Genomic DNA, 20,389 nt, shown 5'->3' on the forward strand with positions numbered 1-20,389 from the left:
ATGCCTTTAAGAGGACTGGCTAAAGCCAAGAACTTCACATTGGGGCCAACCGCTCCAATGAAAACTTTTACTGAAAATATCCATATACAAACTAAAGAATCAAATAATTTCCGAAATTCTGGAAAGTCTCATAAATTAACCAATAATATCCAAAATGAAAATCTATTTAGGTATGAAAGCAAAATAAAAAGTGATTTTGACGAAATTGTTCCAACTCTCAAGGAAATTGCTCGAATTCAACATCACGAAGATTTTATTAATAAGGCTCAAAAAATATCAAGAAAAAATTTAGGAATAGATTTACCCTTCCATGTATTAGACAAATCTTGGGTTAAACCTCTTGATATGAGAGCTCTATATGCATGGTGTGCTTTTAAACAGCATGATAAACTTAGTGACAATTTTTTTAACAATGATCCACTTGAAGGTGCTGCTGGAAGTAGGGATGCGGAAGATTTTGAAAAATTTCTCTTAGATTGTGGAATACATTTACTTGATATAACTCCTTGTTCAGATGGAAGATTAGCTCATTCAGTTGCTTATGTAATGAGAATACCTTTTAGTTCCGTAAGAAGAAGATCCCATGCTGGAGCAATGTTTGATATTGAAAATACTGTTAATCGATGGGTAAAAACTGAACATAAAAGATATAGAGAGAGTGTTCCTAATGAAGCTCATAAAGATACCAGGTACTTAAAAGTTGTAACTTATCATTTTAGTTCCGTAGACCCTTTGCATCAGGGATGCGCAGCTCATGGGAGTAATGACGAGTTAGCTGCAGCAGAAGGTAGAAATAAATTATATGCTTTCAAAGAGGCTGTAGAGAATAGCTTTTGCTGCGGAGCTTCTGTGGATTTAATGTTAATTGGACTTGATACAGATACTGATTCATTGAAAATACATTTATCAACTAGCGATGGCGGTATAGATTTAGAAAAAACTATTTCTACATTAGAAATTTATAATTCAACAATAAATTTTTCAAAAGAGGATGCGGAAAGAGAAATTTGTCAGATAATTTCTAAGCAATCTTCAAAAGATAAACTCAGTGGACTTGAAAAATTTACGTATAAATTAATTATCAATAATATTTCTCAAATTGATTATGTTAAGAGTTTTCATAATGGTTCTTATGAAGATATTGGACATGCAGAGAGGTTTATTGGAGTAGGTATAGGTTTCAAAGAAGTGCATCTCAGAAATTTAACTTATTTTGCTCATTTAGATACAGTCGAAGAAGGGGCTCCAGATTTAGATGTAGGAGTGAAGATTTTTTCTGGATTAAATGTTTCTCAAGATCTGCCTATTCCGGTAGTAATAAGATTTGATTACTCTGGAAAAGTACCCGGCGCAAAAGAGAGGGCAATTAATGATTGTGAAAGAGTTAATAATGCGATATCAATTAGATATAAAAATTTAGTTGAACAAGGTTTGTTACATACTTGCTCTACTATTAGAGACAGGGACAACATTCATTCCGCCCAAATTATTGGAATGTCTTTAGATAAAAAAACAGAGGAGGCTCACTAAGTATGTTAATTTGCAAGGTTGTAAAACCACTTGTTTCTACCAATAGGATTCCTGGTTTTGAACATAAACATCTGCAGGTTGTATTAGATGGTTCCTCTAATAAAGTTGCAGTTGATGCTGTTGGCTGTAAGCCAGGAGATTGGGTTATTTGTGTTGGAAGTTCTGCTGCCAGAGAAGCTGCGGGAAGTAAATCTTATCCAAGCGATTTAACGATTGTTGGAATTATTGATCATTGGGATCCTGATAAGTCATAAAAAGGAGGATATAAATTGTGGAAATTATGAAGGTATTAGGAAGAATGGTATGTACTCAAAGAGTCGCTGGCTTAGGTTATATGAATTTACGAGTTTTAGAAAATAATAAAGGAAAGAAATTAGTTGCCGTTGATCCTGTTGGAGCTAGAGAAGGTAACTGGGTTTTTACTTCTAGTGGTACTGCTGCTAGATTTGCATGCCCTAATCCAGAAGTTCAAACCGATTTAACAATTGGCGGTATTATTGATTATTGGGAGAGCGACTAAAAATTTTATCTTCAAAAGTTTATTGAGAAACTTTGTTGAAGGTATAGTGTTATTAATATTGAATAAAGAATGTAATGTGGAAAGAAAGAGAATCACCTTTGAGGATTGAAAAAAGATTTGAATTTGATCAATACTCAAAAATTAGTAAATTCATGGGGGAAATTGAGAAATTATGTAAAGAAAGGGATATCTATCCAAATATCAGCTTCGGTAAGAACTTTGTAAGTCTTTCAATATTTTTAGATAATAAAGAAATCTCAGACAAGGAAAAAGACTTTTCAAAGGATATTGATAAATTCTATTCTGCACATTAGTACTTTTTAATAATTATTTGGCTTTGCAATATCTCTTTTGATTAAAGCCATTAAATAAGTGGGGGCTTTATATCTACCTGGTAGACATCTGTTTAAAGTCTCAAGATGACTCCAACAAACTGTCTTTTCTATATCTTTAACTGAGTTACCTTTTAAAATTAGTAGTCTAAGAGCTTTGCAAAATAAAGGATAACCCGCTTCTAGTTCATCTATATTAAGCTTCGCTGCTGACATAGATCAAAGATGAATTATCAACTATTAATCTACATAACTATGGTGCACAATTGGCTCATATTTCAAATTTCTCAATAATTAGAAATTAATCTAGAAATGCGACGCAATCTATCTCAACTAAAACCCCTTTTGGTAGAGATGAAACTTCCACACAGGCCCTTGCTGGAGGATTTTCTTTATTAAAAAATTCACTATATATTTTATTTACAATTTGAAAATTACCTAAGTCGGTTAAGTAAATAGTTGTTTTTATTACATCTTCTATTTTGGCTCCACCAGCTTTAAGAACTGCGGCGAGATTTTTTAAAACTTGAATAGTTTCCTTCTCTATATTACCTAAACATGTTATTTCATTTAAAGCAGGATCTATAGCAATCTGACCGGAACAATAGATAAAATCCCCAGCTTTTATTGCTTGATTATAAGGCCCGACTGGATCTGGAGCATTTGATGTTTTAATAACTTGTTTGGGTGACATTTGTTTAAGAAGATACCTATCTATTTAAACCCATAAATCTTTATTTGCTCTTAAAAAGGAAAATTCTTCCAAATTCTTTGCTCTTAAAAAAAGGTTTATTTTCATCTCTTCATCAAGTAAAAATGGAATTGTCAATTCATTAAGAGAAAGTTTTTTTTCAACTTCCGAAAGTTTATTTTTTATATTTTGATCTTTAGGCTTGAGATTCAATGCCCACAGTATATTTGCCTTAGTATATTCATGCGCACAATAAATTAGGGTATTTTTTGGTAAAGATTTAATTCTTTCTAGTGAAGAATACATTTGTTGATAAGTTCCTTCAAAAATTCTTCCACAGCCTCCAGAAAATAATGTATCACCAATAAAAAGAACAGGATTTTTCCCTCTCAAAAAGAAGGCAATATGTGAGTTTGTATGTCCTAATACTTCAATTATTTTTACTTCTTCACCTAAGATATTCAAAGTTTCTCCATCCTCTACAGATACATTTTGAAAAGGTATTCGCTTTCTTTCTTTGGAGGAAGCAATCACCTTTACATTTGGCCATCTTTCGATAAGGGACTTCGTCCCTCCAATGTGGTCTGAATGATGATGAGTTTGAAAAATAGCTTTTAAGTGAAAATTGTTTTCATCTAAATATCTAATTACTGGTTCGTGAACAGATGGATCTACAACAACAACAGATTTATCTTTTATCAACAGCCAAATGACGTTATCATTTAAAACTCTAAGTCCGATTATATTGCGAGCTTTATTAAATTCCATTGTTAATTTAGAATGAAGAATCCTTGTAAGAAATTGATCTATGTTTACTATAGCTTTACCAAAAGGAGCTCTGTTAAAAGATTCAATTTCAACTTTTAAAAGAGCAGGGTTAGATTTCTCTGCCGCGTTGGACGAAAATAATAGATCATTAACCTTTGAATCAAATTGCAAACGAGCTAAAGCTTTATTAGTGAGAAATGGAGATGTTCCTGTTTATGTAAGTTATGGTCAGGCTGATTTGGGTATTGTTGGGGACGATGTTTTACGAGAATCTGAATTAAAAGTTGCAAAGTTATTAGATTTAGGATTTGGTGGTTGTCATATGTCGTTGGCGGTTAAGAAAAATAGCAATTATTCAAAACCAACTGATCTCCCAGCAAATTGTAAAGTAGCAAGTAAATTTATAAAAACAGCAAGATCTTATTTTGAAGAATTAAATATTCCTGTAGAAATAGTTCATTTGACAGGATCAGTAGAGCTTGGACCTATTACAGGTATGGCAGAGGCAATAGTTGATTTGGTTGCAACCGGAAAGACTCTTAAAGAAAATGGGTTAATTAAAATAGATGATCTTTTTTACTCAACTGCAAGACTAATTGGAAATCCTTTATCTATGAGGTTAGATGATAATTATCTCAGAGATACTATTTTATCAATAGAATCAACCAATGGATTATAGAAGATTAGCTAAATGTTTTTTAAAGATTTCAGAAGGATTAAAAAGTTAGGTAAATATTTAACTAAAGATAAAAAAACAATCTATCTAATCTTGATAGTTTTGTTACCTGTTTCTTTCTCTGGAGCTATTCAACCATTATTAGTTGGTCAAGCAATTACTATTCTAAAGAACGAAACTACAGATGTTTGGCTAAGTAAAACTTTCTTTGGGCAGTCAATAAATGCCATAATCCTAACTTTATTTATAACTGTATTATTCAGATTAGTTTTGCAGGGATACCAAACTTACAATATCCAAGCAGTTGGACAACGTTTGACAGCGAGAATAAGAAGAGAACTTTTTGATCATTCAATATCCTTATCTCTTAGGTATCACGATAAAATGCCTGTAGGTAAATTATTAACGAGATTAACAAATGATGTTGATGCTTTAGCCGAGGTTTTTGGTAGTGGGGCGGTTGGAGTCATTGCAGACTTCGTCAGTCTGATAGTAATTTCTTTGACAATGTTATCAATTGATCGAGGACTTGCCATTTTATTACTTTTGACTCAAATCCCAGTTTCATATTTTATTATTTGGCTTCAAAAACGTTATAGAAGAGCCAATTATCAAGTGAGGGAAGAATTGTCTCAACTCAACTCTGATTTTCAAGAGAATCTGCAAGGTTTAGAAGTCGTTCAGATGTTCAGAAGAGAGGCTTTTAATAGCAAGAAATTTTCCAAAACTGGAATTGCTTATAAAAAAGCAGTTAATGGAACAATATTTTATGATAGTAGTATTTCGGCATTTATAGAATGGATTTCTCTCGCCGCAGTTTCCTTGGTTTTGGCAGTTGGAGGATATCTTGTTACTTCTGGAAATATTGGTTTAGGAACATTAACAACCTTTATTTTATATTCCCAAAGACTTTTTGAGCCTTTAAGGCAGCTTGCAGAAAGATTTACTCAAATACAAGGAGGGTTAACAGCTGTTGAAAGAATAAACGAATTATTGGATGAAGAAATACAGATTAAGGACTCTAATTCCGCAAAACATTTTTTAGAAAGTGCTAAAAATGTAATTAAAAAATTTAAGGGCAAAATTGAGTTTAAGAATGTTAGTTTTTTCTACAACGAAGGAGAATATATCATAAAGAATTTATCTTTTAAGATCAATCCAGGAGAGCATGTGGCTTTTGTAGGGCCAACTGGATCAGGTAAGTCGACCATAATAAGACTGTTATGTAGATTATATGAACCTCAATCAGGCCAAATTTTAATCGACGATATAAATATCAAAGATATTCCTATTGCAACTCTTAGAAATATGTTGGGAGTAGTTTTGCAAGATACCTTTATCTTTAGTGGAAATGTCGCAGATAATTTAAAACTAAATTCGAATGTAGACAATATTGAATTAGAAAATCTTTGTAACGAATTGGGGTTAGATAATTTGTTAAAAAAATTACCAGAAGGTTTGAACACCTTACTAAGAGAAAGAGGGGGGAATCTTTCCTCTGGAGAGAGGCAACTTCTTTCTGTAGCTCGAGTAGCGATTAGAAATCCTGTTGTTTTAATAATGGACGAAGCAACAGCTTTTATGGATCCGTCTACAGAAGCTACTTTGCAGAAAGATCTTGAGAGGATTCTTTCAAAAAGAACAGCATTAGTAATAGCTCATAGATTAGCTACTATTGAAAGCTCTGATAAGATTTTAGTCTTAAAAGGAGGATCATTAGTTGAAGAAGGATCACATAGTGAATTGAGACTGAAAAAAGGTTTATATTTTCAGCTCTCTGAACTTCAACAAAAAGGATTAGCTAATTTTTAATGATTTTTAGAAACCAAGGTTCATCAATAAAAAAATCAAGCAGTTTATCTAGAAATGAGCTGAAAGACATCTATGGTCTAAATTCCTATGAATTCACACAAAAAAATAAAGAAGAAATATTTGTATGCAGTAAAAATAAAGAGTTAGATCTAATAGAGCTTGATCAACTTTTGCAAAGTGTTGGTTGGAGCAGAAGGCCCATAAGGAGAGTTAAAAGAGCTTTGGATTTTAGTATTTTGGTTGTTGGGCTATGGCGTCATGATGATAAGTTTCCAAGGCTTGTAGGATTCGCTAGATGTACTGGCGATGGAATTCTGGAAGCAACAGTTTGGGATGTTGCTGTTAATCCTGTCTATCAAGGACTAGGATTGGGGAAAGAGTTAATGAAATATATTCTTAAAGAATTAAAAAATATTGGTATTTCTAAAGTTACCCTTTTCGCTGATGCGGAGGTGGTTGCTTTTTACAAAAGACAAGGTTGGACTTTAGAACCAAGAGGCTCTAAATGTGCTTTTTGGTATGCAAATTAATCATTTTTTGTAGTATTCAGAATATATAGATTTTGTCGATTCGCCTTTTAACCATCTTCTTCTAAAGTGCCAGTTTTTAATTGCTTGGAGAAAAATATTAGTTCTTTCCCATTTCCTTGAACTTATAAAAATAGGTAAATTTAATTGTTTTAAATCTTTTTTTTTGTTTAATCTCCTTAAAAAATCTACGTCTTCCATTAAAGGTATTTTTCTAAAACCATCATTTTTAAAATAAGTATTTCTATGAATTATTAAACCTTGATCACCATACGGTTTTTTAAAATATTGACTTCTAAAATTTACAAGAATCTCCAGGACTCTATAAATTATTTTTTTATTATTAATTTTAAATTTAAAATAGAAAATATAATCTTTGTCTCCATTTAAAATTGAATTTATCTTTCTAAACCAATCATTAGTTAATCTTGTATCTGCATGCAAAAATATGAGCCATTCTCCTTTTGAGTTGTTAGCACCCATATCTAATTGTAAACCTCGATTCCTTTCTTTGGCTTTATATACTTTTGCTCCGTAAATATTTGCTATATCAATAGTTTTATCATCACTACCACAGTCAACAACAATAATTTCTCCTTCCTTCTGAATGATTGATAAATCTGAAAGCAATAATGGTAAATTATTTGCTTCATTGATAGTTGGAATGATGATTGAGATCTTACACAATGTGATTACTTTCTATTTTCAATATCAATGATTGTATCTACATCTATTTTTTTATGCAAAAACTTATATTTTAATTTTTTATTAGTAAAGTTATCTATTGTATTTTGAAGAACATATTCATTCCCCCACTTAATATTGATAAAAGGTAAATATGTATGCTTTAAAATTATTTTTTCAGATAAACCAATAAGCCAATATCCTCCATCATTTGATGGCCCCAAAATAAGATCATTTTGATTTAGCTCTTTTAGAGTATGCAGTAAATCTTGATGGCATAGATCTGGAAGGTCAGTACCAATAAAAATAATATTTTTGATCTTATTTTGAATGCAAAATTTTTTGTTAATAATTATTTGCCGTTTCATTTTTTCTCCCAAGCAGCCTTTCCCCTGCAAATTATATTTTTTGATACCTAATTCATTAGACCATCTTTTACAATTTCTTAGCCCTAAACCAGAAATAGCTAAAGAAATATCAATTATTTTATTTTTTTGGAGAGATTTTGCGACTGAAATAGTGTGTTTTGTCATCACACTTTGAACTTTTGCAGAATTACTTTTGCCTATATCTTTTGATAATCTGGTTTTGCATCTTCCAAAAGCATGCCATTTTGCCATGATAATTAGTAGAGCTTTGTCCAATGCTTTTGAATGATTCAAATTTATTATATGCCTATTAAAAATATAAAAATTTTTTTTATAAAGTTAGATTATGCATTGTTAAATATTTTTAAATTTGTCGTGATCTTATGATTTGATAATGGCCAATTATTAAATTCCAACTAGATTAATAATCTATAGAATAAAATTTTGCAAGCAATTAATCCTATTTGGACGGAAGTTCAACAATCACTCCAAAAAACTTTAAGTAAGCCTTCATTTGAGACATGGATAAGGCCTGCTAAGTTTAATTGTTTTGAGAATGGCTTATTGACTTTAATAGCTCCAAATACATTTTCCAGTGATTGGTTAAGAAAGAATTATTGTGAAACTATTGAAAAAGCTGCAAAAGAAATTTGCGGCCATGATGTTAAAGTTGTTTTTAAATCTGAAACAAATGTAAGTAGCGATTTAATAAAAAAAGATAACCTAGATGAACAGAACCTTAATCATAAAACAAAATCATTTGCTAATAATAGCCAAGATATTACTTCAAAAAATAGATCCAGAAATCCAAACGGTTTAAATTTGCGTTACGTCTTTAAAAGATTTGTTGTAGGTCCAAATAGTAGGTTAGCTCATGCTGCAGCTTTAGCAGTTGCGGAATCTCCCGGGAGAGAATTCAATCCATTATTTATATGTGGCGGTGTAGGTCTTGGTAAAACTCATTTAATGCAAGCAATAGGTCATTATCGAGTAGAAATAGATCCAGAAGCAAAAGTCAAATATGTATCTACAGAGACTTTTACTAACGATGTTATTAGTGGCATCAGGAGAGATGGAATGACAGCTATAAGAGATAAATATAGAAATGTAGATTTAATTTTAATAGACGATATACAGTTCTTAGAAGGTAAGGAGTATACACAAGAAGAATTTTTTCATACTTTCAATGCCCTTCATGAATCAGGAAGTCAAATAGTTATTGCAAGTGATAGGCCCCCTAATCAATTATCTGGAATTCAAGAGAGATTAATTTCTAGATTTTCAATGGGCATGACTGCAGATATTCAGCCCCCCGATCTTGAAACGAGGACTGCCATCCTACAAAAAAAAGCAGAACTAGAGAGAATGAGTCTACCAAGAGATTTAATCCAATTTATAGCAGGAAGATTCACTTCAAATATTCGAGAATTGGAGGGGGCATTTACTAGAGCTGTTGCATTTGCGTCCATAACAGGCTTACCAATGACTGTTCAATCAATTGCTCCAATGCTTGATCCGAATAGTGTTGGAGTAGTTGTTACTCCAAAACAAGTCATTAACAAAGTGTCAGATTTCTTTAAAGTTTCTACTGATGAATTAATTAGCTCAAGTAGGAGAAAACCAGTAAGTCAAGCTAGACAAATAGGTATGTATCTTATGCGACATGGAACCGATCTAAGCCTACCAAGAATTGGAGATGAATTTGGGGGCAAAGACCACACAACAGTTATGTATGCTATAGAACAGGTTGAAAAAAAATTGTCTATTGATCCTAATATTGCAAGTCAAGTTCAGAAAATAAGAGATTTACTTCAAATAGATTCAAGAAAGAATACATAGTTAATTAGAAATGAAATTTTTAGGATCTTGATCATATCTATGATTGAGCGGTAACTTATCTATATTATTGTTATCACTTAGTAATTCAATTTTATTTAATGATTGTCTTAATAATCTTGCGGAAATAATAGGCATATCTCTTGGAACTGAGATTCTATTTTTTAAGTACTTAAGAGATTTTCCTGAAATTGTCTCAGGTACTCGAACTTCACCTGTGACCATATGTGTCAAAGCTGATCTCAAAGATTCATCAAAGGTTTCTCTATTATATGGGTTTACTTTTAGTAAATTGTCCTTATGCTTTATTACTCTTTTAAGAGCAATTTTGGCGAAATATTTTGAATCATAATTTTTATTTAATTCATAATTACCAAAACCCTTTCCCGTATCAATTAACTTAGAGAAAGTAATCTGCTGTTCATTGATTTCTGTATAACATCCACCCATTTGTGGCGGTAAATCATGAGAGTGAGTATGAAAATCTCCCTGAGTTCCTCTATATGCACTTGTCCCTTCAAAAAGGGTAAGCCAGTTATCTACATGACGGTAATTAGATCTTAAATTAAACCCTTTGTAATATATAAGTGATGCATTCATTCTTTCCATATAGGGAATAAAAATTATATCTCCAACACCAGGTTCAATATCTCCAGTATTAGATACTGATGGATCAACAAACCCTAATTTTGTCTTACTTAAGATTTCATCGAATTTAGAAATGGATTCTTTAAATCTTTTTTTTCTAAAAGAGTTATCTATAAAATTAAAACTTTCTCGGCAGAGCCAATTACACCAAGATCTGAAAATTTCTCTTTCTAATTCTCTAATCTTTATAAGGTTACTAGATGTTATAAAAGATCCAAGTGCCCCAAATTTATTTTCTAAAAAAGCTATAATATTGTCGCTTTCAGTTATGACTTGCCCTTGAAATTCAATTGCAGGTAATTTACCCGATCTGACTTTATCGAGGAACCAACTTTCTTTTTGGCCGTAGCAAAACATATTTATTTTTTTGACTCTATATGGAATTCTCTTATATTCAAGCCATAACCATATTTTCTGACAATAAGGACACCAAGAATGCCTATCCCTATAGAGGGTAATTAGCACATCATTTTCAGTATGTCCAAATAATCTTAAATTTGCATAGGAGTTATTTATACCATTGACTCTGTCAAGATCTTCAACTTCATACTTATTTAAATTATCCCATGTCAAAATCCCATTCATTATTTGAATTGAAGCTATAAACTAACGTTATAATAATTGATTAAAAAAAGTCTTGGAATTTGAATTTGATTTAATTGTAGTTGGCGCTGGATCTGGAGGACTCGCGGCGGCTAAACGTGCGGCTAATTATGGCGCAAAAGTTGCAATCATAGAAGTAAATCAAATAGGAGGAACTTGTGTAATAAGGGGATGTGTTCCTAAAAAATTGATGGTTTACGCAGCTAAAAGTAAAAAGAATATGGATTCTTCTGAAGGATATGGGTTAAAAAATGAAAATATTAATTTTGAATCAAATATTTTATTGAAGAATATCAGAGATGAGGTTTCCAGATTAAGTAATTTACATAGAAATTCTTTAAATAAATTAAATGTAACTATTTTTGAGGGTTTAGGAAGATTTAAAACTCAAAATGAAGTAGAAATTATTTGTCCAAAAACAAAGAAAACTAAAAATAAAATAAGTTCAAAGAAAATTCTTATTTCAGTTGGAGGTAAACCAAAAAAATTGAGTATCCCGGGGATAGATTTGGCGTGGACTAGTGATGATGTTTTTGAACTAGAGAAGTTTCCTAAATCATTATTAATAGTTGGAGGAGGATATATTGCTTGTGAATTTGCTTCTATTTTCAGGAATTTAGGTACTGAAGTAATTCAATTAATTAGAGGTCAACATTTACTTAATGGTTTTGATGAGGATCTTTCTTTATGCCTAAAGGAATCACCTACGTTTTCTGACATAAACATAATTTCCAATACTCAATTAAGGTCTATCAATAGAGTAAATGGAAATTTGGAATCTACCTTAGACTCTGGGGATAAAATCCTAACTAATAATATCCTTATTGCTACAGGAAGAGAACCAAATCTTTTGCCTTTAAATTTAGATTTTTTAAATCTAAAGATGGATGGCCAATATTTAGATGTTGATGAACTTAATCAAACGAGCAACGCAAATATTTTTGCAGTTGGCGATATTATAAATAAACCAAACTTAACTCCAGTAGCAATAGAACAAGGGAGAGTTTTTTCGGATAATTTTTTTAATGACCAAAAAAGAAAAGTAAATTATGAAAATATCCCTAAGGCGGTTTTCACTATTCCAGAAATTTCAACAGTTGGCCTAAGTGAGAAAAAAGCTATTGAGATTCACTCTGAAAAAAATATAAAAATTTTCAAATGCAAATTTACTCCTATGTCTAATACTTTTAAAGAGAATAAATCAAAATGTATGTTGAAGATTGTAGTTCATAAGTTAACTGATAAAGTCCTGGGATGTCATATGTTTGGAGAAACATCATCTGAGATTATTCAAATGGTATCAATTTCATTAAATGCGGGGATAACAAAAAAAGACTTTGATATTACTATGGCTTTGCACCCAACTATCTCAGAAGAGTTTGTGACTATGTATGGCTAAAATTATGAATTGGAAAATTTTAATTTTTCTTGAGCAAATAGAATTACTATAAGTAATGAAAAGTAAATAAATAAACCTACCCTTAATTCAGAGATATAATTAAAATCATTCAAAAATAGTATCTTATCAAGAATGTAAAAAATATAAAAATTAATCAAAATAAATCCTTCAATTCTAGTAATTTTTCCTTTGCTCCAGAAAATTGGTAAGCATGCAAATGTAGTTAAAACCATAAAAGGTAAGTCAACTTTTATTAGACTTTGTTCAATTACTAAACCTTTAAATCCTGAGAAAATAGTACAACTTCCAAGAATTAGAAGTTGATTGAGCAAATTACTTCCTATTACATTACCAATCGCAAGATCTGTTTTGCCTTTAAATGCAGCAATTATTGAAGTCACTAATTCTGGTAAAGATGTTCCGGTGGCGACTATTGTTAAACCAATAACAATTTCATTTACCCCCAAAAGAGTAGCAAGCGTTTGAGAACCATTTACTAAAATATTTGAACCAAAGCTTAAAAGAAATATTCCTAATATTAACTTTAGTAAAATGTTAATCGTCCCTTTAGGGTTGTCTTTAAATTCTTTTATTTCTGGTTCAGCATCTTTTGTCTCTTCTCCTTTTTCATTGATGGTATTGATTTCCCATATTGTATTTAAGATTAAACAAAATATTAGAAAGACCCCTGCCTGCAATGTTAATAAGCCTGTTGATGACATAGCCCAAACACCACAAGATATAGCCATTAATAAAGGAACATCTCTTCTGACTATTCTGCTTTTTACCTTAAGAGGTGTTATCAATGAGCTTATACCCAAAACAACAAGAACATTGAAAATATTGCTTCCAATTACATTGCTTGCTGCAAGCGAATCACTGCCTTTAAAAATTGAACTTAAACTTACCAACAACTCAGGAGAGCTCGTTCCAAGAGAAACAACTGTTAATCCAATTACTATTTGAGGTATTCCTAAAATTAAAGATAGAAATATGGCTCCTTGAATAAATAACTCTCCTCCTGCAAAAAGTAAAACTACTCCACAAACTATTTCTATTATTGGAAATAAAAAATCACTCATATTTAGGACTTTATTTAGATAATAAAAATTTTTATAATTGGTTAATAACTATCCTCGAATATCTATAAATTATTGTCAATTTTAATTTGCTGTTAAAATTGATTAAATAGAAAAAATTTTGAAGACTTTAACCATAATAAAACCTGATGATTGGCATTTACATTTAAGAGAAGGTCTTGTATTAAAAAATATTATTCATTATACTTCCGAATTTTTTGGAAGAGCTATCGTTATGCCAAATACTAAAACTCCCATTACATCTGTTGAAAGAGCTATCTCTTACAAAAAATCAATTGTTGAAGCTTTACCAGAAAGTTCTAAGTTTGAACCACTAATGACAATGTACCTTACGGATGAGACTGATAAAGACGAACTAATAAATGGTTTCAAGAATAATATTTTTTTTGCAGCAAAATTATACCCTGCTAATGCTACAACAAACTCTAGTCATGGAGTAAAGAAAATAGATAATCTATATAAAATTTTCGAATCAATGCAAGAGAATGGAATGCCTCTTTTAATTCACGGTGAAGTGACTAATTCTGAAGTAGATATATTCGATAGAGAAGAAGTTTTTATAGATAAAGAACTCTCTCAAATAACTAAAAGATTTCCAAAATTAAAAATCGTTTTAGAACATATAACAACATCTTATGCAGTGGATTTTGTTCAAGAAAATAATATTGGAGCTACTATCACTCCACATCATTTGCATATAAATAGAAATGCAATGTTTTTTGGAGGCTTAAATAGTGATTTTTATTGCTTACCAGTTGCTAAGAGGGAAAATAATAGACTCTCTTTAAGGAAAGCCGCAACAAGTGGAAAAAAATGTTTTTTCTTGGGAACTGACTCTGCTCCACACCTTAGAAAGTGGAAGGCTTTTTGTGGATGTGCTGGCATTTTTAATTCGCCAGTAGCAATAGAAAGCTATTTAACAGTATTCGAAGAGGAAGATGCTCTAGATAATTTTGAAAAATTTGCAAGTTTAAATGGCCCTAATTTTTATAATGTTTCCCCAAATAAAGAAAAATTAAAGTTAGTGTCCAGACCTAATAAAATTAAAGAATTTATTGATGTTGTTGAAGAAAAAAATATTGTCGGACAAATAAAACCATTTCATGCAGGCGAAACTTTACAATGGCATGTAGATGGGATAGTAAATTAAAAAATTAGATTTCATCTGACAATTAAAAGTGTAAATATTCCAATTTTTCTTGGTTAAATGGGTTGCTTTCAGCTACGATGAAAAAGCGCAAATTCCTCTTGGGAGTGTGGCGGAATTGGTAGACGCGCCGGACTTAAAATCCGTCGAGCGATTTAGCTCGTGGGGGTTCAAGTCCCCCCACTCCCATTATTTTATTATTTTTTTTAGTTCTGACGATAACTTCCAATAGTTGTTATGTTTTAACTAACCAACCATAAATCAAAATGGAAAGTTTTTTTAATAATTCATTCGCTACTTTAATTGCTTATATTGGAATTATTTCTATCTATTTATTAGTTATTCCATTATTTCTATTTTACTGGATGAATAATAGATGGAATATTATGGGCAAATTTGAAAGATTAGGAATTTATGGCCTAGTATTTCTTTTCTTTCCAGGCTTAATATTATTTTCTCCATTTTTAAATCTCAGACTAAAAGGAAGTGGTAAAGGGTAATTAATTGACTAAAGGTAAAGTTATACAAATAGGTTTATTTATTTCATTTATAGGATTAATTAGTTATAAATTTGCACCGCAAATTGGTTTAGACAATTTTACAGCTACTACTCTCTCAAGTTGCATCTTGATTTTGATTGTGATTACTTGGGTTACATCTTATGTTTATAGAGTTGTAAATGGAAAAATGACGTTTATGGAACAAAGAAAGCGTTATAGAAAAGAGTATGAAAAAGTTGTTAATGATAAACTAGAAACCAAATTCAATGCATTATCAAAGGAAGAGCAGCAAAAACTAATGGAAGATTTAGAGAAAAATCCATAAATTTTTCATAGAAAAAATCCAAAAATTATGAAAAATAACAAAATGCAAATTACTGAAAATGAATCTTTGTCTAAAGTAGATGTGAAGTTCTGTGAGTTAAAAAATAATAAAAAATTAGCTTTGATGCCTTTTATAATGGCTGGGGATCCCAATCTTGAAAAAACTTCTGAGATATTATTAAAGTTACAAGAAAATGGAGCTGACCTTATTGAATTAGGTATCCCTTACAGTGATCCACTTGCTGACGGACCTGTTATTCAAGTGGCAGCCTCTCGCGCCTTAAGTTCAGGTACTAACCCTAGAAAAGTAATTAAACTCTTAGAGTCTTTAAAAGGTAAATTAAATATTCCCATCATCCTTTTTTCTTACTTAAATCCATTATTGTGTTTTGGCTTTGAAAATTTTTGTGAGATGGCATCTAATGCTGGAGTTTCTGGACTAATAGTTCCTGATCTCCCTTTAGAGGAAGCTTATAAATTTTCAAAAATAGTTAGTAACCATTCTATGGACTTGATTTTATTGGTAGCTCCAACTACTCCTTTTGAGAGAATGAAACAAATATCAAATAATACAAAAGGCTTCACTTATTTAGTAAGTGTTACGGGTGTTACTGGCGAGAGAAATAGAATGGAAAATAGAGTAGAAAATCTTATTGCTAAATTAAAAGATGTAAATAGCAATCCAATTGCTGTTGGGTTTGGAATATCTACCCCTGAACATGTTAATAAAGTTCGTGAGTGGGGAGCTGATGGAGTAATTATTGGTAGTGCATTTGTAAAACGAATTTCTAGTTCAAGTGAAAAAGATGTTGTCTATAATATTGGTGAATTTTGTAAAGAAATGCGTTTAGCTGCTGATCAAAAAAATAAATACAAAATATAATTTATTAATTAAAAAAAATATAGAAATTAATTATTGATAAAAAATTAAAAATAATATATCCAATTTATTTTTCTGGTCTTTAAGACTCTTCTGTAGGTAATAATCTGATTTGTTTTCTTCCTAGCTTAATTTCGAATTCATCACCTGCTTTTAAATCAAGAAGTGCTGTATATGCTTTCCCAATCAGAAGATTTCCGTTGCCTTGGACTGTAGCTATGTAACTAAGTTTTCTTCCACCTTTCCCAATTCCTGCAACTCCAGAGTCACCAAGATTAACCCCTTTTGCTTCTAAAAGTGCTTCATAAAATGCGGTAAAGTTTAAGCGCTCACCTCCGTTTTTCTTAGTAGAAACATATCCACAGGCGCGAACTAGTTCAGATTTGCTAACATCACCAAGTTCTTTAACTTTTGCAAGGAGATCGCTTCCAGTTAGCATAATTTATTAAAAGAAAGTTGTATTAAATAACATAGCAATTTGTGTGTAATATATGCAATTATTTAATATGTATTTATTCAATTATTTATCTTGAAAAATGGAAAAGTTTGTGGTTTTTGGAAAGTACTGTGAAGATGCAATTATTAAAAGGGGACCGTTTCGTGAACAACATCTTAATAGACTTAAAAACTTAAAAGATCGAGATATTCTAGTTACATTAGGGCCAACAAAATGTAATAAATATTTGTTCGGAATTTTTAATGCTAATGATGAAAATGAGTTGAAAGATCTTATTGAGGAGGATATATATTGGGAAAAAGGTATATGGATTAATTACGATATTTATCCCTGGATTCAGGCTTTTTAAATATAATTTACGAAAATATTTTCATTAATTATAAATTATTAATTATTAATTGAAGAAAAAATTAATTTAAGAGAAAATACATTATATTTTTGCTTTAATAATTTAATTATTTATCATATCTAGGAATTAAAAAAATATTTATTTAAAGGTTAGTTTCTAAGGAGTTATATTATTTTTAACTAAAAAATAATATTTTAAATAATATTTATTCACAAGTATCTTGAGTTATCTGGTTTACTAATGAGTCAATATCTAATTGATTATATGGTGTTGTTTCTTTTGTTTCTAGATAATCATTCTTGATATTTTGTAACCATTTTTGCTCAATCTTTATAAGATTCTTAGCAATATTAAACATGCCGCCTTTTTTATACAACTCTTTGATTTTTAGAATAATCTCAGAGGTTCTGCTAGATCTAATAATTAATTCATTTGCTAAGTCTTTTTGGGTATATCCATGAGATTTTAACCAATCTTTAATGAAGGAGACTAGTTCTTTTTCTTCCTGTATAGATAATTTACTCATTCAAAAAAAAGGAAATAACTTATTAAGCTTATTCTCTGCTCTTGTTCTTATTGAAGGAGTCATGTATTTGCTCCATATACTGAGTACTGCTGTGAGAGCTACAAAATCATCACTAAAACCAACTAAGGGCATAAAGTCAGGGAAAAGATCAAATGGCATGATTAAATAGGCTAGCGCAGCCATTAACGAAACTCGCACTTGTGCTGGAGTATAAGGATCTAGAGCCATCTCCAAAACTTCTAAAGCAGGCTTGGCAATTGTTCTTCCTGCTTTAATAAGAATCTTGATAATTATATTTTCATCTAATGTTGAACTTTCTAAAACTTCAGCATCATAGATTTTTTCTTGGGTTTTGTAATTCTCTTTAATCATTATATGAAATTTAAATATTGTTAATGGAATTTTTAGCTAATACTATCAACTAATCCATTCTGTATTCCTGCTTTTCTGAGCTTTCTTAAAGCTCGTTGAACAACTTGTCGGCAATATTCCCTGCTACAACTCATATGTCTTGCTACTTCAGCTAAAGTTCTCCATTCATTTGAGCCGTCTAAACCAAATCTTAGGCTTACTATCTTTCTTTCTTTTTCAGTTAAATTCGCTTTATCTAATAACTTCCAAGCCGAGGCCGTCCTTTCGGCTAATTCCGCTAACTCCATTGGAGCAACCTGATCACTTGGAAGGATGTCAACTAACTCGGAAGGGTCTGATTTTGATTTGACAGTACCTTGGAGACTAACAGTGATGCTTCTCAATTCACAAGAAAGGAGTTCATCAATTTCCTCTTTGGTTATTTTCATTTCTTCAGCTAGTTCATCACTACTGGGTGGAATACCCTTAAGTTGCATAAGCTTTGATTTAGCTGACCTTAGTTTTGTAAGTTTTTCATTGATGTTAACCGGGATCCTAATCGTTCTACTTTGAGTTGATAATGCTCTATTTAAACCTTGCCTAATCCACCAATAAGCATAGGTAGAAAATCTATGTCCTCTAGACGGATCATATTTTTCAACGGCCCTTGTAAGACCTAATGTCCCCTCCTGAATTAAGTCCAGTAATTCTAACCCTTTACCTTGGTATCTTTTAGCAAGGTTGACAACTAGTCTTAGGTTGGCTGTGATCATTTCGTTTTTAGCTTTTTCACCAATTTTGATCTTTTTTCTTTCGGCTTCGGAATATTCGCAAGCTGGCCCTTTGCCGCCTGCCTCTTGACATCTATTAACAAGCACTACCATTTCTTGGACTTTTCTGCCCATAGTGAGTTCTCTTTCGGGGGTCAAAAGTTGATGACGACCTATTTCTCCAAGAAAATCGCTCAAAGAACTCACGATTTACCTCATTGTTGATATATTCAACTTATAGTCAATTCAGTAATAAGCCATACATGTAATAATTAATTAATAATTAATTAATAATTTTTAATTAGTTAACTAACAATTTTTTTCAAATTTTAGTTTGAAAAAATTATAAATTCAAAATTTTAATTACTTAATTTTTTCTTCTTGATTCTAGAACAGCAAGTACATCTCTCCACTCAACTCCTTTATGCATAAGGGCAACTTGCAGATGATAAATTAAATCAGCAGCTTCATTTGAGATTGAATTCTTATTATTATCTTTGCAAGCCATTATAAATTCTGCAGATTCCTCTCCTATTTTTTTCAAAATTGTATTACTGCCTTTTGTTAATAAATGATTTGTGTAACTTTTTTCTGATGGATTTATTGATCTTTCGTTAATTGTATTGAATAATTCAGAACAAATATTTGAGAAGGGAGTTGTTTTTTTCTCTTTTTTATCATTTTGATTAATTTGTATTTCGTTGAAAAAACAACTTTTTTCACCAGTGTGACATGCTCCAGAACCATTTTGTTCAATCAAAAGGATTAGTGCATCATTATCGCAGTCGAATCTTATCTCTTTAAGTATTTGGGTACTTCCACTTGTAGCTCCTTTTCTCCAAATTTCTGATCTTGATCTACTCCAGTAATGAACGTTTTTGGTTTCAAGTGTCATTGTCAACGATTCTTTGTTCATCCAAGCAAGCATAAGAATTGATCCGTCAAGCCAATCTTGTGCTATTGCAGGGATTAATCCATAATTATCAAAGCGTAGATCTTTTATCGAAAAATTAGTTGAATAAGTCATTATTTTCGTTATGTTAAATCCTACTCATTGTGTTTTATTAAAAATTATCCTAACAGTTAATTGATGTATATTCATTCTTTGAAATTTTCATGCAGTAAAAGTTACGAGGATTTTCCCTGTTCACACAGGCAATGGCGCCATGAAGGCCACTGCAGATTTGTGCATGGATATTCAAGATCATTCACCTTTTGGTTCACTGCAAAAAAATTAGACTTAAATGGTTTTGTTGTGGATTTTTCAAGTTTAAGGCCTCTAGAAAATAAACTAAAGGAGCAATTTGATCATACTTTTTTAGTAAATAAAGATGACCCCTTGCTCAACCACTGGGAAAAATTACATGACTTAGATGCTTTGGATCTGAGAATTATGGATAATGTGGGAATGGAGTTCACTTCTGAATTGATTTGGAGATGGGCTAATGAATACTTGCAGGTCAAGGATGAGGGCAGAACATGTTGCTGGAAAACAGAATCAAAAGAAAATAAATCTAATAAAGCAAGTTATGAGGAAATCCCTGATTGGTTCAAAGCTTAGATTAAAGTTCTTAAATTTCAAGTCATATAG

At 31.2% G+C, this 20,389-nt stretch carries 27 protein-coding genes and 1 tRNA gene; 16 read left to right on the top strand and 12 right to left on the bottom strand.

What is annotated here, in order from left to right; genetic code table 11:
- The 4 genes from EU95_RS02770 (at position 1) to EU95_RS02755 (ending at position 2,364) form a co-directional block, all read left to right on the top strand.
- Entirely contained in the window at positions 1 to 1,530 is a 1,530-nt protein-coding gene (locus tag EU95_RS02770) for a carboxysome shell carbonic anhydrase (RefSeq protein WP_032522532.1), read from the top strand.
- Between the two features lie 2 nt (positions 1,531 to 1,532).
- Complete coding sequence (locus EU95_RS02765) at positions 1,533 to 1,784, top strand: carboxysome peptide A (RefSeq protein WP_002805244.1); 252 nt, start codon at positions 1,533 to 1,535, stop codon at positions 1,782 to 1,784.
- Positions 1,785 to 1,801: 17 nt separating this feature from the next.
- Entirely contained in the window at positions 1,802 to 2,050 is a 249-nt protein-coding gene (locus EU95_RS02760; RefSeq protein WP_032522533.1) for a carboxysome peptide B, read from the top strand.
- A 74-nt stretch (positions 2,051 to 2,124) separates the two neighbouring features.
- A complete protein-coding gene (locus tag EU95_RS02755) occupies positions 2,125 to 2,364 on the top strand; it encodes a 4a-hydroxytetrahydrobiopterin dehydratase (RefSeq protein ID WP_032522534.1) in 240 nt (79 codons plus the stop codon).
- Between the two features lie 6 nt (positions 2,365 to 2,370).
- Here EU95_RS02755 and EU95_RS02750 read toward each other — a convergent pair whose 3' ends face one another.
- From EU95_RS02750 to gloB, 3 genes are all read right to left on the bottom strand, one after another.
- Entirely contained in the window at positions 2,371 to 2,598 is a 228-nt protein-coding gene (locus tag EU95_RS02750) for a DUF3136 domain-containing protein (RefSeq protein WP_011862573.1), read from the bottom strand.
- Positions 2,599 to 2,683: 85 nt separating this feature from the next.
- The gene (locus EU95_RS02745) at positions 2,684 to 3,076 is read right to left on the bottom strand and encodes a Rid family detoxifying hydrolase (protein WP_032522535.1); all 393 of its coding nucleotides are present in this window, start codon (positions 3,074 to 3,076) and stop codon (positions 2,684 to 2,686) included.
- Positions 3,077 to 3,100: 24 nt separating this feature from the next.
- On the bottom strand, positions 3,101 to 3,841 hold the full coding sequence (gene gloB, locus EU95_RS02740; protein ID WP_032522536.1) for a hydroxyacylglutathione hydrolase: 741 nt from the start codon (positions 3,839 to 3,841) through the stop codon (positions 3,101 to 3,103).
- Between the two features lie 40 nt (positions 3,842 to 3,881).
- On the opposite strand from gloB, the gene hisG reads away from it, so the two are divergent.
- The 3 genes from hisG to EU95_RS02725 are packed head-to-tail and all read left to right on the top strand — an operon-like array spanning position 3,882 to position 6,859.
- Positions 3,882 to 4,520: an ATP phosphoribosyltransferase gene (gene hisG, locus EU95_RS02735; RefSeq protein ID WP_032522537.1), complete on the top strand. Its 639-nt coding sequence runs from the start codon at positions 3,882 to 3,884 to the stop codon at positions 4,518 to 4,520.
- A 12-nt stretch (positions 4,521 to 4,532) separates the two neighbouring features.
- A complete protein-coding gene (locus tag EU95_RS02730; RefSeq protein ID WP_032522538.1) occupies positions 4,533 to 6,329 on the top strand; it encodes an ABC transporter ATP-binding protein in 1,797 nt (598 codons plus the stop codon).
- Positions 6,329 to 6,859 (top strand): GNAT family N-acetyltransferase, encoded by a 531-nt coding sequence (locus EU95_RS02725; protein WP_032522539.1) that lies wholly within the window; start codon positions 6,329 to 6,331, stop codon positions 6,857 to 6,859. The genes EU95_RS02730 and EU95_RS02725 overlap by 1 nt, the downstream gene beginning before the upstream one ends.
- Here the strand turns inward: EU95_RS02725 and EU95_RS02720 are convergent, their stop codons facing one another.
- Both EU95_RS02720 and EU95_RS02715 read right to left on the bottom strand, forming a co-directional pair.
- Positions 6,860 to 7,543, bottom strand: a complete 684-nt coding sequence (locus EU95_RS02720; protein ID WP_032522540.1) for a TIGR04283 family arsenosugar biosynthesis glycosyltransferase — start codon at positions 7,541 to 7,543, stop codon at positions 6,860 to 6,862.
- 5 nt (positions 7,544 to 7,548) lie between these two features.
- A complete protein-coding gene (locus EU95_RS02715; protein ID WP_032522541.1) occupies positions 7,549 to 8,160 on the bottom strand; it encodes a TIGR04282 family arsenosugar biosynthesis glycosyltransferase in 612 nt (203 codons plus the stop codon).
- A 192-nt stretch (positions 8,161 to 8,352) separates the two neighbouring features.
- Here EU95_RS02715 and dnaA point away from each other — a divergent pair, with 192 nt between their 5' ends.
- A complete protein-coding gene (dnaA, locus tag EU95_RS02710; protein ID WP_032522542.1) occupies positions 8,353 to 9,747 on the top strand; it encodes a chromosomal replication initiator protein DnaA in 1,395 nt (464 codons plus the stop codon).
- On the opposite strand, the gene EU95_RS02705 is transcribed toward dnaA, so the two are convergent.
- Positions 9,748 to 10,977 carry a glutathione S-transferase family protein gene (locus EU95_RS02705; RefSeq protein ID WP_032522543.1) on the bottom strand — a complete coding sequence of 410 codons (1,230 nt, stop codon included), beginning with the start codon at positions 10,975 to 10,977 and terminating at the stop codon, positions 9,748 to 9,750. It lies immediately after the preceding gene.
- 52 nt (positions 10,978 to 11,029) lie between these two features.
- Here EU95_RS02705 and gorA point away from each other — a divergent pair, with 52 nt between their 5' ends.
- Positions 11,030 to 12,394, top strand: a complete 1,365-nt coding sequence (gorA, locus tag EU95_RS02700; protein WP_032522544.1) for a glutathione-disulfide reductase — start codon at positions 11,030 to 11,032, stop codon at positions 12,392 to 12,394.
- A 2-nt stretch (positions 12,395 to 12,396) separates the two neighbouring features.
- On the opposite strand, the gene EU95_RS02695 is transcribed toward gorA, so the two are convergent.
- On the bottom strand, positions 12,397 to 13,476 hold the full coding sequence (locus EU95_RS02695) for a calcium/sodium antiporter (protein ID WP_032522545.1): 1,080 nt from the start codon (positions 13,474 to 13,476) through the stop codon (positions 12,397 to 12,399).
- 118 nt (positions 13,477 to 13,594) lie between these two features.
- On the opposite strand from EU95_RS02695, the gene pyrC reads away from it, so the two are divergent.
- The 5 genes from pyrC (at position 13,595) to trpA (ending at position 16,348) form a co-directional block, all read left to right on the top strand.
- On the top strand, positions 13,595 to 14,644 hold the full coding sequence (gene pyrC / locus EU95_RS02690; protein WP_080728118.1) for a dihydroorotase: 1,050 nt from the start codon (positions 13,595 to 13,597) through the stop codon (positions 14,642 to 14,644).
- 100 nt (positions 14,645 to 14,744) lie between these two features.
- Positions 14,745 to 14,830: transfer RNA gene (locus EU95_RS02685), tRNA-Leu, on the top strand.
- Between the two features lie 77 nt (positions 14,831 to 14,907).
- Positions 14,908 to 15,141 carry an NAD(P)H-quinone oxidoreductase subunit L gene (gene ndhL / locus EU95_RS02680; RefSeq protein WP_032522547.1) on the top strand — a complete coding sequence of 78 codons (234 nt, stop codon included), beginning with the start codon at positions 14,908 to 14,910 and terminating at the stop codon, positions 15,139 to 15,141.
- Positions 15,142 to 15,145: 4 nt separating this feature from the next.
- Positions 15,146 to 15,466: a DUF3007 family protein gene (locus tag EU95_RS02675; protein ID WP_032522548.1), complete on the top strand. Its 321-nt coding sequence runs from the start codon at positions 15,146 to 15,148 to the stop codon at positions 15,464 to 15,466.
- A gap of 27 nt (positions 15,467 to 15,493) precedes the next feature.
- Positions 15,494 to 16,348, top strand: coding sequence for a tryptophan synthase subunit alpha (gene trpA, locus EU95_RS02670; RefSeq protein ID WP_032522549.1), 855 nt, complete (start codon positions 15,494 to 15,496; stop codon positions 16,346 to 16,348).
- Positions 16,349 to 16,427: 79 nt separating this feature from the next.
- Here trpA and EU95_RS02665 read toward each other — a convergent pair whose 3' ends face one another.
- On the bottom strand, positions 16,428 to 16,784 hold the full coding sequence (locus tag EU95_RS02665) for an AbrB family transcriptional regulator (protein WP_025887884.1): 357 nt from the start codon (positions 16,782 to 16,784) through the stop codon (positions 16,428 to 16,430).
- A gap of 97 nt (positions 16,785 to 16,881) precedes the next feature.
- On the opposite strand from EU95_RS02665, the gene EU95_RS0109080 reads away from it, so the two are divergent.
- On the top strand, positions 16,882 to 17,151 hold the full coding sequence (locus tag EU95_RS0109080) for a YciI family protein (RefSeq protein WP_032522550.1): 270 nt from the start codon (positions 16,882 to 16,884) through the stop codon (positions 17,149 to 17,151).
- 205 nt (positions 17,152 to 17,356) lie between these two features.
- Here the strand turns inward: EU95_RS0109080 and EU95_RS02660 are convergent, their stop codons facing one another.
- The 4 genes from EU95_RS02660 to hisIE all read right to left on the bottom strand — a co-directional run bounded on the left by EU95_RS02660 (position 17,357) and on the right by hisIE (position 19,825).
- The gene (locus tag EU95_RS02660) at positions 17,357 to 17,677 is read right to left on the bottom strand and encodes a hypothetical protein (RefSeq protein ID WP_032522551.1); all 321 of its coding nucleotides are present in this window, start codon (positions 17,675 to 17,677) and stop codon (positions 17,357 to 17,359) included.
- Positions 17,678 to 18,046 (bottom strand): YkvA family protein, encoded by a 369-nt coding sequence (locus tag EU95_RS02655; RefSeq protein WP_032522574.1) that lies wholly within the window; start codon positions 18,044 to 18,046, stop codon positions 17,678 to 17,680.
- Between the two features lie 35 nt (positions 18,047 to 18,081).
- Positions 18,082 to 19,005 (bottom strand): sigma-70 family RNA polymerase sigma factor, encoded by a 924-nt coding sequence (locus EU95_RS02650; protein ID WP_032522552.1) that lies wholly within the window; start codon positions 19,003 to 19,005, stop codon positions 18,082 to 18,084.
- Between the two features lie 160 nt (positions 19,006 to 19,165).
- Entirely contained in the window at positions 19,166 to 19,825 is a 660-nt protein-coding gene (gene hisIE / locus EU95_RS02645) for a bifunctional phosphoribosyl-AMP cyclohydrolase/phosphoribosyl-ATP diphosphatase HisIE (protein ID WP_032522553.1), read from the bottom strand.
- A 63-nt stretch (positions 19,826 to 19,888) separates the two neighbouring features.
- On the opposite strand from hisIE, the gene EU95_RS0109085 reads away from it, so the two are divergent.
- Positions 19,889 to 20,359: a 6-carboxytetrahydropterin synthase gene (locus EU95_RS0109085; RefSeq protein ID WP_032522554.1), complete on the top strand. Its 471-nt coding sequence runs from the start codon at positions 19,889 to 19,891 to the stop codon at positions 20,357 to 20,359.
- Positions 20,360 to 20,389 lie beyond the last annotated feature (30 nt).

This window comes from Prochlorococcus marinus str. MIT 9201 (assembly GCF_000759955.1).
Classification (GTDB): Bacteria; Cyanobacteriota; Cyanobacteriia; order PCC-6307; family Cyanobiaceae; genus Prochlorococcus_A; species Prochlorococcus_A marinus_G.

Bases quoted from the DNA above. Each gene is read 5' to 3' on its own strand.
- hisG (WP_032522537.1), top strand. From the start codon at position 3,882: ATGTTTACTATAGCTTTACCAAAAGGAGCTCTGTTAAAAGATTCAATT.
- EU95_RS0109085 (WP_032522554.1), top strand. From the start codon at position 19,889: ATGTATATTCATTCTTTGAAATTTTCATGCAGTAAAAGTTACGAGGAT.
- EU95_RS02770 (WP_032522532.1), top strand. From the start codon at position 1: ATGCCTTTAAGAGGACTGGCTAAAGCCAAGAACTTCACATTGGGGCCA.
- EU95_RS02660 (WP_032522551.1), bottom strand. From the start codon at position 17,677: ATGAGTAAATTATCTATACAGGAAGAAAAAGAACTAGTCTCCTTCATT.
- EU95_RS02695 (WP_032522545.1), bottom strand. From the start codon at position 13,476: ATGAGTGATTTTTTATTTCCAATAATAGAAATAGTTTGTGGAGTAGTT.
- EU95_RS02705 (WP_032522543.1), bottom strand. From the start codon at position 10,977: ATGAATGGGATTTTGACATGGGATAATTTAAATAAGTATGAAGTTGAA.
- trpA (WP_032522549.1), top strand. From the start codon at position 15,494: ATGAAAAATAACAAAATGCAAATTACTGAAAATGAATCTTTGTCTAAA.
- hisIE (WP_032522553.1), bottom strand. From the start codon at position 19,825: ATGACTTATTCAACTAATTTTTCGATAAAAGATCTACGCTTTGATAAT.
- EU95_RS02750 (WP_011862573.1), bottom strand. From the start codon at position 2,598: ATGTCAGCAGCGAAGCTTAATATAGATGAACTAGAAGCGGGTTATCCT.
- ndhL (WP_032522547.1), top strand. From the start codon at position 14,908: ATGGAAAGTTTTTTTAATAATTCATTCGCTACTTTAATTGCTTATATT.
- EU95_RS02765 (WP_002805244.1), top strand. From the start codon at position 1,533: ATGTTAATTTGCAAGGTTGTAAAACCACTTGTTTCTACCAATAGGATT.
- gloB (WP_032522536.1), bottom strand. From the start codon at position 3,841: ATGGAATTTAATAAAGCTCGCAATATAATCGGACTTAGAGTTTTAAAT.
- EU95_RS0109080 (WP_032522550.1), top strand. From the start codon at position 16,882: ATGGAAAAGTTTGTGGTTTTTGGAAAGTACTGTGAAGATGCAATTATT.
- EU95_RS02755 (WP_032522534.1), top strand. From the start codon at position 2,125: ATGTGGAAAGAAAGAGAATCACCTTTGAGGATTGAAAAAAGATTTGAA.
- EU95_RS02715 (WP_032522541.1), bottom strand. From the start codon at position 8,160: ATGGCAAAATGGCATGCTTTTGGAAGATGCAAAACCAGATTATCAAAA.
- EU95_RS02745 (WP_032522535.1), bottom strand. From the start codon at position 3,076: ATGTCACCCAAACAAGTTATTAAAACATCAAATGCTCCAGATCCAGTC.
- EU95_RS02730 (WP_032522538.1), top strand. From the start codon at position 4,533: ATGTTTTTTAAAGATTTCAGAAGGATTAAAAAGTTAGGTAAATATTTA.
- EU95_RS02665 (WP_025887884.1), bottom strand. From the start codon at position 16,784: ATGCTAACTGGAAGCGATCTCCTTGCAAAAGTTAAAGAACTTGGTGAT.
- EU95_RS02725 (WP_032522539.1), top strand. From the start codon at position 6,329: ATGATTTTTAGAAACCAAGGTTCATCAATAAAAAAATCAAGCAGTTTA.